Annotated in this window: 11 protein-coding genes; 5 read left to right on the top strand and 6 right to left on the bottom strand. The window is 46.5% G+C overall.

The features are described from left to right. Positions 1-70: 70 nt before the first annotated feature. Both HP567_RS17315 and HP567_RS17310 read right to left on the bottom strand, forming a co-directional pair. Positions 71-1,003, bottom strand: a complete 933-nt coding sequence (locus tag HP567_RS17315) for a response regulator (protein WP_173609286.1) — start codon at positions 1,001-1,003, stop codon at positions 71-73. 4 nt (positions 1,004-1,007) lie between these two features. Beyond that, positions 1,008-2,267 (bottom strand): ATP-binding protein, encoded by a 1,260-nt coding sequence (locus HP567_RS17310; protein WP_173609824.1) that lies wholly within the window; start codon positions 2,265-2,267, stop codon positions 1,008-1,010. 265 nt (positions 2,268-2,532) lie between these two features. On the opposite strand from HP567_RS17310, the gene HP567_RS17305 reads away from it, so the two are divergent. Together HP567_RS17305 and HP567_RS17300 are read left to right on the top strand one after the other, a co-directional pair. After that, positions 2,533-3,510 carry a glutaminase gene (locus HP567_RS17305; RefSeq protein ID WP_173609287.1) on the top strand — a complete coding sequence of 326 codons (978 nt, stop codon included), beginning with the start codon at positions 2,533-2,535 and terminating at the stop codon, positions 3,508-3,510. Positions 3,511-3,553: 43 nt separating this feature from the next. Then, positions 3,554-4,969, top strand: a complete 1,416-nt coding sequence (locus HP567_RS17300) for an alanine/glycine:cation symporter family protein (RefSeq protein ID WP_173609288.1) — start codon at positions 3,554-3,556, stop codon at positions 4,967-4,969. A 52-nt stretch (positions 4,970-5,021) separates the two neighbouring features. Here the strand turns inward: HP567_RS17300 and HP567_RS17295 are convergent, their stop codons facing one another. Next, positions 5,022-7,607 carry a metallophosphoesterase gene (locus tag HP567_RS17295; RefSeq protein ID WP_173609289.1) on the bottom strand — a complete coding sequence of 862 codons (2,586 nt, stop codon included), beginning with the start codon at positions 7,605-7,607 and terminating at the stop codon, positions 5,022-5,024. Positions 7,608-7,609: 2 nt separating this feature from the next. Continuing rightward, a complete protein-coding gene (locus tag HP567_RS17290) occupies positions 7,610-8,875 on the bottom strand; it encodes a methyltransferase domain-containing protein (RefSeq protein WP_173609290.1) in 1,266 nt (421 codons plus the stop codon). 179 nt (positions 8,876-9,054) lie between these two features. Here HP567_RS17290 and HP567_RS17285 point away from each other — a divergent pair, with 179 nt between their 5' ends. After that, complete coding sequence (locus HP567_RS17285) at positions 9,055-9,759, top strand: TioE family transcriptional regulator (protein WP_173609291.1); 705 nt, start codon at positions 9,055-9,057, stop codon at positions 9,757-9,759. Here the strand turns inward: HP567_RS17285 and HP567_RS17280 are convergent, their stop codons facing one another. Beyond that, on the bottom strand, positions 9,760-10,545 hold the full coding sequence (locus tag HP567_RS17280) for an enoyl-CoA hydratase/isomerase family protein (RefSeq protein WP_173609292.1): 786 nt from the start codon (positions 10,543-10,545) through the stop codon (positions 9,760-9,762). Positions 10,546-10,724: 179 nt separating this feature from the next. After that, positions 10,725-11,621: a phosphogluconate dehydrogenase (NAD(+)-dependent, decarboxylating) gene (gene gnd, locus HP567_RS17275; protein WP_173609293.1), complete on the bottom strand. Its 897-nt coding sequence runs from the start codon at positions 11,619-11,621 to the stop codon at positions 10,725-10,727. A gap of 172 nt (positions 11,622-11,793) precedes the next feature. On the opposite strand from gnd, the gene HP567_RS17270 reads away from it, so the two are divergent. Then, a complete protein-coding gene (locus tag HP567_RS17270; protein WP_088907452.1) occupies positions 11,794-12,660 on the top strand; it encodes a MurR/RpiR family transcriptional regulator in 867 nt (288 codons plus the stop codon). A gap of 195 nt (positions 12,661-12,855) precedes the next feature. Then, positions 12,856-14,397: a gluconokinase gene (gene gntK, locus HP567_RS17265; protein ID WP_173609294.1), complete on the top strand. Its 1,542-nt coding sequence runs from the start codon at positions 12,856-12,858 to the stop codon at positions 14,395-14,397. The last annotated feature ends 3 nt before the right edge of the window (positions 14,398-14,400 follow it).

Genomic DNA, 14,400 nt, shown 5'->3' with positions numbered 1-14,400 from the left:
TTCCCCATACAAAGCAAAAAGCCCTAATCAACCTGATCAGGACTTACCTCTATACGTTAGAATCTGCCAATCACGACTCCGACTGTATGCGCTTCGCCTCTGCATACAGCACTTGAATGAACTTTTTCATATTGATCCGAATATCTGAACTCGGCGATGTAGCATTGCTTTTCAATTCCGCCATCTTCTTCCACACATACGTAAAATCAAAAAACTGCGAAGCGTAATTCTCGAACTTCCAATTCGAGAGGTCCGCAAGCCCAAGAGACGCCAAATGATTCAGCGACTGATAAATCGCTCGACGTACTCTCTGCTCAGAAGCTTTGACAACCTTAGCGATTTGTGGATCATCCGGAGCTACTCCTAGCCTGTCCTGAGCTACTGCCACAAAGATCTCTTTTAACGCAGGAAATCCATTTTTAAACGTATGCGTCTGTTCGTATCCATGCAAGAAGTCCAAAATATCTAGCAAGTCATTACTACCATTGTCCCCCGCGATGCCCAATTCTGTTAATAGAAATTGCCCCGCCTCGCGAAGTGGTTTACCCTGTGACGGACGATGTTGTCCGGAAGGTGGCTGGTCCACTTGCATGACAGCATTTAGCGATTTGTGAATGTCCCGTATCGAACGCTCGAGGCGAATTTTCTCGATCACTTTTTGGAGGATCGTTACGACTTCGATCTTGTTTACAGGCTTGATAATGTAGTATTCGCTTCCAAGGGCATAAGCTTGGGCAATCAAATCTTTCGTTTCTGCCTGTGAGATCATAACGATCTTTCCTGAGAACGTCGGCTTTACTTGGCGAATCGTTTCGATCCCATCCCGGTCGGGCATGAACAGATCGATCAGCAAAATATCTACGTTGCGTGCAGTTAACGTATGACCGTCTACCATCGAACCGTCAGATGCTTCCCCCACGACTTCGCCCAGATTCTCGTCTTCTATAATTTCCGTCAGCATAAGGCGAACAGCATCATCGTCATCCACTAAATAAAACAGCATCTTCTCACTCTTTCTTCGTTATCGGATCAATTGGTATTCGCATGAGAAATGTCGTCCCCTTCCCATATACTCCATCCTGTAGGGAGATTTCCCCTTGCCATTGTTCTACCAATTGTTGTACATAAGACAGTCCGATCCCTGTAGAGGGGTTGCCGGTTTGATCGTATTTCGTAGTAAAGCCAGGCTTGAATAATAAAGCCTTTCTCCGTGGAGGTACTCCCGGCCCGTCATCGTTGATTTTGATTTCCACATGATCCCCAATCCGATCAATTTCTATGGAAATGGCTCCTGTTTGCTGGATAGCTTCCACTGCATTTGCCACCAGATTATTGATCAGGGAAAGCATCATGAAAACATGGTAGAGCGGATGTGTCCCCGTAATGGAAGCTGTTATCTGTATGTCCTTCTCCAACAAAGTCGCATACTTCATATTGCTTCGTCTGATAATGTCCACGAGCTGATGGATGTCCATGTAATCCGTAAGGCTTTCATCGGAAATCAGCTTGTGCAGCCCTGCAAAAATGCGTTGATTATCCTTTTTAATCTCGTGAACCTCGCCTGCAACAATCAAGGCTTTCTTGGCAAAGCTCTCTACATTCGTGACCACCTGTTCCTTATGGAGCTCCTGTAAGCCTTGGTATAGCTCGAAAGACTTCATACTAATACTCTCGGCATTTTGCAATGTTTTTTTCAAATGAATCGATTCCTCATACAAGTTTGATATCAGCATCAGGATGTGTTCGTTCTGTTTTCTTGTCTGTTGCTCTCGCGATTGTGCTTCGTACAGCTTCATCATGTTGAGAAAACTGATCACGATAAAGCTGTGGGACAGAGCGATGACGAGCATTTCTTGCACCGCTCCCCATGTGAGGACGGTATCCAGCAGTACATGTTGCGAGAGAAACTCAATGAGGTCAGCCAATACCTCGATGACCATTCCCATTAATCCAACCAAAATCGTCCTGTTGTGAAAATGACGTATTCCGGTTAAGTAAAACAGAACACAATAAGCGAAATAAAAGAAAAAGCTAGAATAATGCGCTTGGAGAGAAGCCTCCCATGCTGTATGATTCCCGGCGATGAGGTCCATCACAACCCGGAAGCATACGACCGTAATCCCCGTCAAAAAGCCAGCGAGAACAGATGGAATTCGTTGAAACAATAATAAAAAGAAGAAAAAGGTAGGAGCTCCAAAGCTAATTCGAAAAGTCTCATTGACGGGATAAAATTTCAACTCCCCTGCCAATGGCACCGTAATCAGCATGAGCACCAATATATACCAATCTCGTTTTACTTGTGTCTGAACACGCACGCCTTTCACTTCCCATGTTGTTTCTTGATGCTCCTATCTATTTTTACCGAGGATACGCATATCGGACAAGTAAAAAAAAATGTGAAACTCTCATGAAACAATCTGTGAGTTTTTGTTTTATTTTGTAGGGTGGTTGTAAAGTGATCATTATATGTATTTTCGCGAAGCATGGAAGCGCTTTCTCATCCACTTCGCGTAAGAGCAGTGTATTCGATTTTTGGGGGGACAGGCGTTGATTCAACAGGTTTTACTCGTGGATGAATTAGAGCAATGGGTGGAACAATATCGTTCCAAGGCATCAGAAGGAAAATGTGCCAGTTATATCCCTGCCTTGTACAGAACGGATCCGAATCAGTTAGGTATTTGTATCATCGAGCCTACAGGAAAAATGCACACCGCGGGTGACTGGGAAGTTCCTTTTACGATGCAAAGTATTTCCAAAGTCATCAGTTTTATTGCTGTTTGCTGCTACCATGGCATCCCTTACGTGTTGGATCGGGTGGATGTAGAACCGACTGGAGATGCATTCAACTCCATTATCCGACTGGAAATGAACAAGCCAGGTAAGCCTTTTAATCCGATGATCAATGCGGGAGCAATTACGACCTCTTCACTCCTCCCTGGTCAATCACCGGATCATAAACTGCGCTACTTGTATGCATTTTTCAGTAAAATCACAGGTGTCACGCCAATGGTGAACGAGGAAGTGTTTCTTTCCGAATGGGAAAACTCTCACAGAAACCGGGCACTCGCCCATTATTTAAAGGATACAGGCTATCTGGCCTGCGAAGTAGAAGAGGCTTTGGAGGTTTATCTAACGCAATGCTCGATTGAAGTAACTACCGAGCAAATCGCCTTGATTGGTCTCCTGTTGGCACTCGACGGCTTCCATCCTCTGCGCAACGAACAAGTTCTCCCGAAAGATGTCGTCCGTTTAGCCAAAGCACTGATGCTCACCTGCGGCATGTACGATGCATCGGGCAAATTTGCCGCGAATGTTGGCTTGCCAGCAAAAAGTGGCGTATCAGGCGGTATCATGACGCTGGTTCCTCCTAACCGCAAACCACATTCACCGTTTCAAGATGGCTGTGGAATCGGTATTTTCGGACCTTCCATTGACGGTTGTGGAAATAGTGTAGCGGGCGTTTCTTTGTTAAAACATATGGCTCACGAATGGGATGTAACAATTTTTTAGAGAATACTAAGGAAACATTCATAACAAACTCCGAGGTGACACGATGCAACAATTCCTACTGGATGTAACAACTTCTATAAACGATTTTTTGTGGTCCTATATTATCATTATCATGCTTATCGCGTTAGGCTTGTTCTTTACCTACCGGGGTAAATTTTTGCAAGTACGTATGTTGCCGGAAATGATCCGTTCCATTAAAGAAGGAAGAGCGAAAGACGACGGTGGCATCTCCCCTTTTCAAGCTTTCGCTATTAGTATGGCCGCGCGTGTCGGCACTGGGAACATTACAGGAATTGCCATTGCCATTGCTCTAGGTGGTCCTGGTGCCGTATTCTGGATGTGGGTCATCGCGATTATCGGTTCGGCATCCAGTTTTGTTGAGAGTACGCTCGCTCAGATTTATAAAATCAAGGATAAGAGCGGTTTTCGTGGCGGTCCAGCTTATTACATGGAAAAAGGCCTGAACAAACGTTGGATGGGCGCGCTGTTTGCTGTCCTCATCACCCTTTCGTTTGGTCTCGTATTTAACGCAGTGCAATCCAACACGATCACGATTGCTTTTGAAAATTCGTTTGGGACAGATCGTTTGATACTGGGTATCATCATGACGATCGCATTTGCAGCAATCATTTTCGGCGGCGTAAAGCGCATTGCGAAAATGTCTGAGTACATTGTAATTGTATTGGCTGTATTGTACATCGGGATGGCGCTGTTTATCGTGTTGATGAACATCACCGAGATGCCTGCACTGATCGCGTTGATTGTGAAAAACGCGTTCGGCTTCGAACAAATCGCAGGCGGTTCTCTGGGTGCAGCGCTCATGCACGGCATCAAGCGAGGATTGTTCTCGAACGAAGCAGGTATGGGTAGTGCGCCGAATGCTGCGGCAACGGCAACGACAAGCCATCCAGTGAAGCAAGGTCTGATTCAGGCATTCGGTGTTCTATTCGATACCCTCGTGATCTGTACAAGCACAGCTTTCATCATTTTGCTGTCCGGCGCGTACACGCAACAAGGATTGAGTGGCATTGAGCTGTCCCAAGCAGCACTGAGCATTCATATTGGTTCTTGGGCGTCCGGCTTCCTTGCCATTATGGTATTCCTGTTCGCCTTCAGTACATTGATTGGTAACTACTACTACGGCGAGACCAACATCGAGTTTTTGAAAACAAGCAAAGCTTGGCTATTGCTGTATCGTTTGAGTGTACTCGCTATGGTGTTGTTCGGATCAGTGGCAAAGGTACAGCTCGTATGGGATTTGGCCGATTTGTTCATGGGCTTGATGGTCATTGTCAACCTGATTGCAATTGCCATGTTGTCAAAAGTCGCCTATGCTGCGCTACATGATTATTTGAAACAGAAAAAGGCAGGAAAAGACCCTGTGTTCTACAAGGACAGTATTGAAGGTCTCAATAATATTGAAGCCTGGGATAATGCTACTCCTTCCTCCAACAAATAACGCAACGAATAAAAACGAGAAGCCTGTGTAGTAGCGGCTTCTCGTTTTTCATTTACAATCGTGGATCGATCTCTTTTTCCTTCGCCACTTCAAAGAGCATCGTTGCGACTACTTTTTGATACTCCGTATTTTCTGGAGAAATATCGGCGAATTTGAAACCAAGCATCCGCTCACCTAGCCTATGCTCCTGCATGGAAGTCTTGAGTTTTTGCGTAATATTTTTCTGATGGAAAAGCTTGCGGTATTTGTGTGGGAATCGGTAGTCGTAGCCATAAATAATCGACAAGTACTCCGGATTGCGTACCTTCATGGCAGGAACGACCTTCTGATTGATCAGCTCTGGCTTGATCACGACGCCTTCCATCTTGTTTTCCATTGTAATCGTGGAAAAGTAACGAGCCGCTTCTTCATACGCATTCGGCTCAGACAAATCGATAGTGAGAAAATGATCGTCATTGACAAAGCGATACATATCGGATGTTTTCCAATCGGGCAATTGCTCGTCCCCATTCAAATAGACGGTCTTTAGAATCGTAAAAGGCTTGTAGGCAAGCTCCCCTTCTCCTGCATAGAGCTCCATCTGTTTTTGGTAAATGTGATAGGCCTCCAAATGCTCGGCGACAGAAACGTAGCTCTCTTTGATTTCTCGCACATACTTATAGTTTTGATACAAGCTCGCGCCGAATTTTTCCGTGAGTGCACTCTTGGATAGATGGAACTGGTCTTTTTCGAATCCGCTCTCGTCATAGTTGTGAATGAGTTGCTGAAGCGCCTCTTCAAAACCGTTTTCCTGCAAAAATGCAAATTCACTCCGCAACGCGGATTCAATTGGTTTGAACTGCTTTTCGATCAAGCCCTTCCCTATTGCACTCCACGGCAACAATTCACCATCCAGGATGAGCATCGCAATTTCATTTTGCTCCATGTACGTGCGGAACCTTGCATATAGACTGTCATAAATCGGTGTCAAATCAACCTGATTGATGGCATAACCGTTTCTGCTGATCGCAAAGCATTTGTCGCGCTCATGATGGAGATAGAGATTGCATCGCGAACCCATGTATTTTGGCTGCAACACGACTTGATGAACGCCTCGACTCGCAAAATAGTCTAGCCCCGCCTTCAACGACTCCAATTCCTGAGTCGCCGTATTCTTATCCGCGGGAGGCATCGTTCCAGAAATAAAATTGACCTTGTTTTGCGAGCAGTAACGGAGTCGACGAAGTTCTTCCTCTTCCAAATCTCCTATGGATACTTGTTTTTCAGCGTGGAACAAGATCGGCAACTCCTCAGTCATCACCCGATGCTCAGACTGAAACGATTTGAAAAACGGCTTGTGTGCGATCACGACAGAGGTCAAAGCATTTCCGTGCACACATCCGGTATCGAGATGAAGCTTGTTTTTCAAGCGAAACGCTTTTTGAGCCGCAATATGCCCAAAAATATGGTAGGGATGGTTACTTACTGCTTCAACCGTCAAAAATGCGAGTTGCTCTTCCAATGAAGCTGTTCGGTCTATCCGAAAATTGCGTTGGCGTCGCATCGAATTCGCATCAAGCTTTCCGATATACTTCTTTTTGCAGGGCGCGTGTGTGACATAATAGGACGGGCCAGTCAGTGCGTTCGATCGATAAAACGGCTGAGCGAGCGTATACAGGTGATTGAACCTCTCAGTTAATTCGGCGTCTTTTTCCAGGACGTGTATGGAATCAAAATAAGTATCCAGTAGCTGTGGGTCTACCCCTTTTAGTTCCTTGCGCAGGTACTTGTAGACAAAATTTTCGTGATTCCCGAGAACAAACAAGAAATACTCTTGATTCGTATATAAAAACTCGATGATCTCCCTCGTTTGCGCTCCTTTGTCGATCCAGTCTCCTGCTATGATGATTTTGGTATGCTGCACCTTGTCAGTCGAGATGAGACGATTGTCCCCCAGCTTGAATCCGTAGGTTTGCAGAAGACCTTTTAACTCATGGACGCATTCGTGAACGTCTCCGATGATGATGTATGTTTGATCTTTGGGAAGGATCGTAGCCAGATAGGCATCCTTATTTTCGATCACGACCTCATATAGAGGATTTGCCATCCCATCAGCTATTGCATAAAAATCTTTGTGCCGTATCCTGTGAATGTTGTGGTACCCTTCTTTGGACAATGCCCGGAGCACTTCTTGCTTTAGACGGAGAATATGGTTGGTAATCAGTTTTTTCGACCGTTCAGATGCGTAGTAATCTTCCCGATTGCGATAATCAAAGAGGATCACTTCCAAGCGGTAATTGTTCTCGGCTGCAATGTCGCGGACTTTCGAGCGGAAGTCTTCCGCTAGCCCTGTTGTATCGACAACCACGAATTCGGCGTTGATCGGAAACGAAGTCACCAAGCGCAGCTTTTCAAACAGGAGCTGAAAAGCCTGCTCACTAGCCTCCAGCATCACCTGATCATACTTGTCGTAATCATAGCCCAGCAATTCCTGGCGAATGCTGTCCGAGGAAATGTATTGGACATTTGCTTTTACGTTTTTTTGTTCATCTTCGAATGAAAGATTTGGCATGAGTACTTCCTTGGCAAAAGTCGTTTTCCCACATTCGGTGGGACCGACGAGCATGAAAATCGTATGAACCTGTGTCTGTAACAGCATCGTTACGCCCCCTTCCTCTGGAGAATGACGCCTTGCGTGGTATGGATGTCGTTTACGCCGTCACCAATAGATACAAATTGCCCCTCTACCCCGGCTTCTTCCATGATCTCGGTCATCCATGCCTGGAACTCTTCTTGTCCCATTTCCCATTTATGATCGTCGTGGCGATAGCCTTCCAGCTCGTAGAACTGATTAAAATCCGCGTTGGGCGTTGTAATGATAAGATGGTTAAAATCCAATCGACTGCAGATTTGCTTAATGAGCGCTCGCGCTTCCTCTTTGCTCATATGCTCAATGACCTCAGTCAAAATGACATCTACCTGTTCACCGTTGTAATCCTGTAAAAACTGATCAAGCGAGCGGAACAAAATGAGATTCGGGATTTCTTTTTCCTCTGCCCTGCGTCTGACTACTTCCAATGATTGTTCATCGATATCGATTGCATAGTAATACTGTGGCAGCTTGGTAGCAAACGGAATCGCATAAAAGCCTTCTCCGCATCCGATATCCACAATCGATCTGGTAAAAGGAAGCTTACTCGCGATGTAGTTCCTTCTCTGTAAACCAGTGCTGCCATACTCCAATTGAATGGGGTAGCGGCTTGTCTTCTCGATCTCAGTCTTATACTTGCGATAGCGATCTCTGGTTGTCAGGAAGTTGCGTGCGAACAGGCTTCGTATGTAAAAAGGTGCGTCGATGACATGGATGCTTTTGATGTATTTATCCAGGATGTTATCGGATATATCGATGTACTCTTTTCCAAACATACTCAAGAATAGACAGAGCACACTTACGACATGGAGAAGCTGATGCAGACTCGTTCTCGTTGTGATGGTCAGAGCGTAGCTTTTATCGGCGTGGTGGTTGAGTTCAAAGGTGAAATCCTTGAGGTGCTTCTCAAAAAAAGTAAGATAAAGCAGGCGTTCGATGTGAATCATGTTGATGAAAAAAACATGCTCATACCCTTCAGCATCCCGCTCGTCGTGTTGCTTCATCGAAGCGGAAAAAAATTCATTAATCGCATTTAACGGAAACAAGGGTGTATTGTACCGGGAGACATTCAAATATTCAAAATGCTCCTGTTCCGATTGTTTGTAGGAAACCTCATTTTCTGCATCTTTAAAGTAAACGTTGTATGTATCCGTATTGGAAAACCACCCGTAAGCGATGCCTTTTCGAATAGATCGTAAACTCAGCCCGGAATTTGGATTTTTCTTGATCATGAACGAAAAATCCGGGTTCTCTGAGCGTAGCTGAACAATGGCCATACGTTGTCTCACCTCTGGAAAAGAAGTATGAATATCTACTGACAATATTCGCCTTTCCATCCCATGTTGAACAGGGTAAAAGTATGGCGACTTTCCAAAAATGACAGGATTATTTGCTTCGAATTGCTGTTCTTGGTATAGTGAAATCCGCGATAACAAACCAGCGGGAGGTGCGTCAGATGCCTTATTTCAAGCCGATTGAGATCGCTCGCGAGCTACATATTAGCACGAGTGCTTTACGCCATTATGAATCTTGGGGAGTCGTTCCTGCTCCCGAACGTGCAGACAATGGCTATCGACTTTATACAGAGAGCCATCTTGCCTATTTTCGTTGCCTTCGCGCTATGTTCCCCGGCTTCGGTGTCGCCATCACCTGTGAAGTCCTTCGATTGATTCAAAAAGCGGATATGGATGCTGCCTTTTGGCTTGTGAATAAAGAACAGGCCACCCTCCAACAAGAGAAGGTCGCAGCAGACCAAACACTCGGACTTTTGGAAAATCTCGATGTCTCCTTGCCTTCTAACAAAAAGTGGCGAGATCGCATGACGATTGGTGAAGTCGCTGCTTACACAGGAGTCACCACGTCTGCGATTCGCCATTGGGAAAAAGAAGGCTTGCTCGTACTGCCACGAGATCCTGCGAATGGCTACCGCCAATTCACTCCCATGGATATACGGAAGATTTTGCTTATCCGCACATTGCGCAATACGGTGTATTTTTTAACAAACATGAAAGAAATTGTACAAGCAGTAGAAAATCAAAGTATTGAGCAGGCCAAAAAAGTGACGGCGGATGCGATTAGAAGCATTCACGATCGCAATCGCCATCAGATGTACGGAGTTAGGCGGTTGGTTGAATTGTGTGAGGTACTGAAGCTCGTGTGATTATCTCCCTGTAAAACGTGGTGGAGTTTTGTCTAAGAAAGCTTTGGTTCCTTCCCGAAAGTCTTCGGTTGATGCCACGAGTCCGAAATAGTCTGCGCCTAGAAGAGCGGACTCCTCTACTGTCAGGTTGCTTCCGCGGTGAATCGCGTCCCACGTCAGTTTCACTGCTAGCGGAGACTGAGACAAAATTTCCTGGAGAAGCTCCTCTGTTTCCGCCAGTAGCCGCTCACGCGAAACGACCCGATTTACCAGACCCATTCGATATGCTTCATCCGCATCTATCGCTGACCCTGTAAGAAGCAATTCCGCAGCTCGGCCTTTTCCTATTAGCCTAGGAAGTCTGGTTGTCCCACCAAAGCCCGCCACTGCTCCAATTCGTACCTCTGGATGTCCCATTTTGGCATGGTGAACCGCAATACGCAGCGTGCACGATTCGGCGATCTCAAGCCCCCCACCTAACGCATAGCCGTTCATTGCAGCAACGACTACTTTTCCCAACGATTCGATTTTACTGGTCACCGACACGGCCAACTGAGCAAAATTCCTAACTTCCAACGGTGTCGCCTGATGCAGATACGAAATGTCAGCGCCGGCCGAAAATGCTTTTTCTCCCGCCCCTGTAAGGATGACCGCTCTCACACTGGTATCGGTCTTGATCCTGTCCAAGATGGTCGAAAGCTGATTAAGGACATCTCGGTTCAAAGCATTCAATGCCTGTGGTCTGTTTAGCGTAAGGGTCACAATTCCTTTCTCATTTTTGTACAAAACAACCTCTTCAACGCTCATCTTTCCATCCTCCCATCGTTTTAGAAGCTACTGAATAAAAGCACTTTTCGACCAGGCAAACTTCTGGGTGATACCTGCACACTTTGCTTTCCGAATTAAAATTTCCTTCTTTTTCCATACACAAAAAAAGGATGACCCCGGAGCTTCAACCACCGAAGCACCTTTGGTCATCCCCTATCTTATTTCTTTTCTACGGCATGCCCGCCAAATTCATTACGCAAGGCTGCGACCACTTTTCCGTGGAACGTATCCTCATCCAACGAACGGTACCGCATCAGCAAGGACATCGCAATCACGGGTGTGGCTGCCTGTAGATCCAGCGCGGTTTCCAGTGTCCATTTTCCTTCCCCGGAAGAGTGCATGACCCCACGGATTTCATCAAGCTTGGCGTCTTTTCGAAAAGCTCGCTCTGTCAAGTCCATCAGCCAGCCTCGAATGACGGAACCATTTGCCCACACGCGTGCGACCTCTGCAAAATCATAGTTATATTGGCTTTTCGCAAGTACCTCAAAACCTTCTCCAATCGCCTGCATCATGCCGTATTCGATTCCATTATGAATCATTTTCAAGAAGTGGCCGCTGCCCGCTTCCCCAGCATACAAATATCCGTTTTCAACGTTAATGTCGCGAACCATCGGCTCGATATGCGTGAATGCTTCCCGATCTCCGCCAATCATCATGCATGCTCCGTGGCGCGCTCCCTCCATGCCTCCGCTCGTTCCTGCATCCATGAAGTGAATAGCTTTCTCTTTCAAGCGTGCATAGCGATCTAGCGATTGCTTGTAATGAGAGTTGCCACCGTCAATGACGATATCTCCTGCGGCAAGCAAGGTGGAGAGTTGATCAACCAGTTGATCCACAATCTCTCCTGCTGGTACCATCATCCATACTACGCGAGGTGTCGGCAGTTTCGCTACAGCGTCCTCCACCGAAAATGCCGGAATCGCGCCTTCATGACTCAACTCTTCTGCACGCGCAGAATCTACATCATACGCTACAACCTCATGCTGATGCGAAAGCAAATTCAGCGTGAGATTGTACCCCATTTTTCCTAATCCGAGGATCGCTAGTTTCATATCGTGTACGTCACTCCTTTTTTGGATCATATCCGTTACCACGTATTATAAGACAAAAATTTTCATCTTTCATCAAAAATGAAGAAAATTTTTTCGAACCTATGAAAAGGAGTCTGATTTTCCTTATACTATCAGTACAGATTCACAATGGAACGTTAGGAGGTACCTATTGATGAACGCTTCCACCCCGCATGCTCCGCGTGTTCTCACGCAATTACGCGCTATCTATACACAATTAAGCGGGAAAGAACAACAGATCGCCGACTATATTTTGGAGCATGCCAGTGAAATTATTCACTTCTCGATCACGGAGCTAGCCGATCAATGCCAGTGTGCAGATGCTACCGTATTTCGTCTGTGTCGCAGGCTTGGATTTCGCGGTTACCAAGCATTCAAGATCGCCTTGGCGAGTGAAGTCACAAATCCGAAGCAAACGATTCACCAAGAAATCAATCTCGACGACGATGACGTCAGTGCAATCGCTGAAAAAATTTTCACAGCGAATATCGAGACGATTCGTGATACGCAGCAGATTATCAATAAAGATGAGTTAATGAAAATCGTCTCCTGTTTGGAAAACGCTAGCCGGATCGAGTTTTATGGCTCGGGAGGCTCAGCTGTCATCGCACAGGACGCATACCACAAATTTATGCGGACAGGCATCCCTTGTCTCTATCATTCTGATGCCCACTATCAAGTGATGTCCGCCTCTCTGCTTACCGAGGGTGCTGTCGTCGTAGGCATCTCCCACTCTGGGTCCAACAAAGATATCTTGGCAGCCCTGCAGGTTGCCAAGGAAGCCGGAGCAAAAACAATCGGCATCACAAGCTATGGGAAATCCCCTCTTGTACGTCTGGCAGACATGTGCTTGTATACGACTTCACGCGAAACGGTATTTCGTACAGAAGCCCTGTCGTCCAGGCTTGCTCAGCTCAGTTTAATTGATCTGCTCTATGTAGCCGTATCCTTACGGCGGCAGGATGATACGATCGCCAATATCCAGCACATCCGCGAAGCAATCTCACTCAAACGCCTGTAAATCAGGCGTTTTTTCTTTTGCTTGCCTCCTCTTGCAACTTGTAGGTGAAAAATGCAAATCATACAAGCATCGTGTGAAATGTTTAATTACGAAATAATTTTTTTCTTAATGCTTAACAAATGAAAAAAATTTCGATATAATCGCGTTATCTCCATGACAACACGTTGAAAGCGTATTCAATTAGGGGTGACTTCTATGACGCAATCCTACTTTATCGGGCTTGATATCGGGACAACCAGTACCAAAGCAATTGTTTTCACTCCTTCCGGCGCCATCCGCGGTACGGGCAATATCGATTATCAGCTGCTCGTTCCCCAGCCGTCTTGGGCTGAGCAAGAGCCGGAGACGATTTTTGCTGCTGTCATTCAAGCATTGAAGCAAGCACTGGAACATGCAGGCATCGCCAAAAGCGAGCTCGGTGGTATTGGCTTCTCAACTGCCATGCACAGTCTGATCGCAGTCGACCCGAGTGGCAATCCCCTGACGAACAGCATTATCTGGGCGGACAATCGGAGTGTGGCACAAGCAGACCGACTAAAAGCAGACGGTGTCGGTCATCAGATTTACTTAGCGACAGGCACGCCCATCCATCCCATGTCTCCACTGCCCAAAATCATGTGGCTTCGGGAGAACTTGCCAGATACGTTTCGCCGGGCAGCCAAGTTTCTTTCGATCAAGGAATATGTCATTTATCGGCTTTTTGGTGAGTATATCGTCGATTACTCCATTGCTTCTGCTATGGGGCTGTTTAATCTGAGAAAGCTCGACTGGGATGAGGAGGCGCTGCGAGTCGCAGGCATTTCCAAGCAACATCTCAGTGAGCCTGTACCGACTACTCATATCCTGCGAGGAATGAAGATTCGTTATGCGGAAGAGATTGGGATCGATCCCGATACCCCTTTCGTTGTCGGTGCCAGCGATGGGGTTTTGGCAAACCTCGGCATTGGAGCTATTGACCCCGGACAAGTAGCCATCACGATTGGCACGAGTGGCGCAGTAAGAACGGTTGTTCCAGAGCCGATCACGGATCCAAAAGGACGGACTTTCTGCTACGTGCTGACGGAAAACCACTGGGTGATTGGCGGACCCTCAAACAACGGCGGGATCATGCTTCGCTGGTTCCGTGACGAATTCAGTTGGCCCGAAGTGGAAAAAGCCAAACAGCTCGGCGTTGATCCCTATGATGTCATGATTCAAGCTGCTGAGCATGTTCGAGCTGGTGCAGACGGGTTGCTCTTTCTCCCCTTCTTGTCGGGCGAACGGGCTCCGTACTGGAACGCACAAGCAAGAGGCTCCTTTTTCGGTATCGGCCTGCATCATAAGCGCGAGCATTTTATCCGAGCTGTTCTCGAAGGAATCTTGTTTAGCGTCTACAGCATCGGTATCGCCCTGCGCGATCTGGCAGGTGGAGCCAAGGAAATCCGGGCATCGGGTGGATTCGCCCGCTCGCGAGAATGGCGGCAGATTATGTCCGACATGTTCGGATATGAAGTGCTGATCCCGGAGAGTCATGAAAGCTCGAGCTTTGGTGCCGCTCTTCTGGCGATGCATGCATTGGGAGCGATGGATCAATTACAAGATGTGAAAAAGATGATTCATATTTCGCATCGCCACGAGCCTGATTTGGAACGATCCAGTGCTTATTTGGAGCTTTTCTATATATACGAGCGTGTTTACTACAACCTGCTGGAAGAGTACAAGCTGATAGCCGAATTCCAAAAGCGGTTAAACAACTAGAGA

The organism is Brevibacillus sp. M2.1A, from assembly GCF_013284355.2.
Lineage (GTDB): Bacteria > Bacillota > Bacilli > Brevibacillales > Brevibacillaceae > Brevibacillus.
Note: the sequence above shows the minus strand (reverse complement) of the source record. Positions and strands in the feature narration are given on the sequence as shown.

What these genes read in the sequence shown, in the direction of transcription:
- HP567_RS17315 (WP_173609286.1), bottom strand. Translation starts at nt 1,003, where the DNA reads ATGCTGTTTTATTTAGTGGATGACGATGATGCTGTTCGCCTTATGCTG.
- HP567_RS17310 (WP_173609824.1), bottom strand. Translation starts at nt 2,267, where the DNA reads ATGCTGATTACGGTGCCATTGGCAGGGGAGTTGAAATTTTATCCCGTC.
- HP567_RS17300 (WP_173609288.1), top strand. Translation starts at nt 3,554, where the DNA reads ATGCAACAATTCCTACTGGATGTAACAACTTCTATAAACGATTTTTTG.
- HP567_RS17295 (WP_173609289.1), bottom strand. Translation starts at nt 7,607, where the DNA reads ATGCTGTTACAGACACAGGTTCATACGATTTTCATGCTCGTCGGTCCC.
- HP567_RS17290 (WP_173609290.1), bottom strand. Translation starts at nt 8,875, where the DNA reads ATGGCCATTGTTCAGCTACGCTCAGAGAACCCGGATTTTTCGTTCATG.
- HP567_RS17285 (WP_173609291.1), top strand. Translation starts at nt 9,055, where the DNA reads ATGCCTTATTTCAAGCCGATTGAGATCGCTCGCGAGCTACATATTAGC.
- HP567_RS17280 (WP_173609292.1), bottom strand. Translation starts at nt 10,545, where the DNA reads ATGAGCGTTGAAGAGGTTGTTTTGTACAAAAATGAGAAAGGAATTGTG.
- gnd (WP_173609293.1), bottom strand. Translation starts at nt 11,621, where the DNA reads ATGAAACTAGCGATCCTCGGATTAGGAAAAATGGGGTACAATCTCACG.
- HP567_RS17270 (WP_088907452.1), top strand. Translation starts at nt 11,794, where the DNA reads ATGAACGCTTCCACCCCGCATGCTCCGCGTGTTCTCACGCAATTACGC.
- gntK (WP_173609294.1), top strand. Translation starts at nt 12,856, where the DNA reads ATGACGCAATCCTACTTTATCGGGCTTGATATCGGGACAACCAGTACC.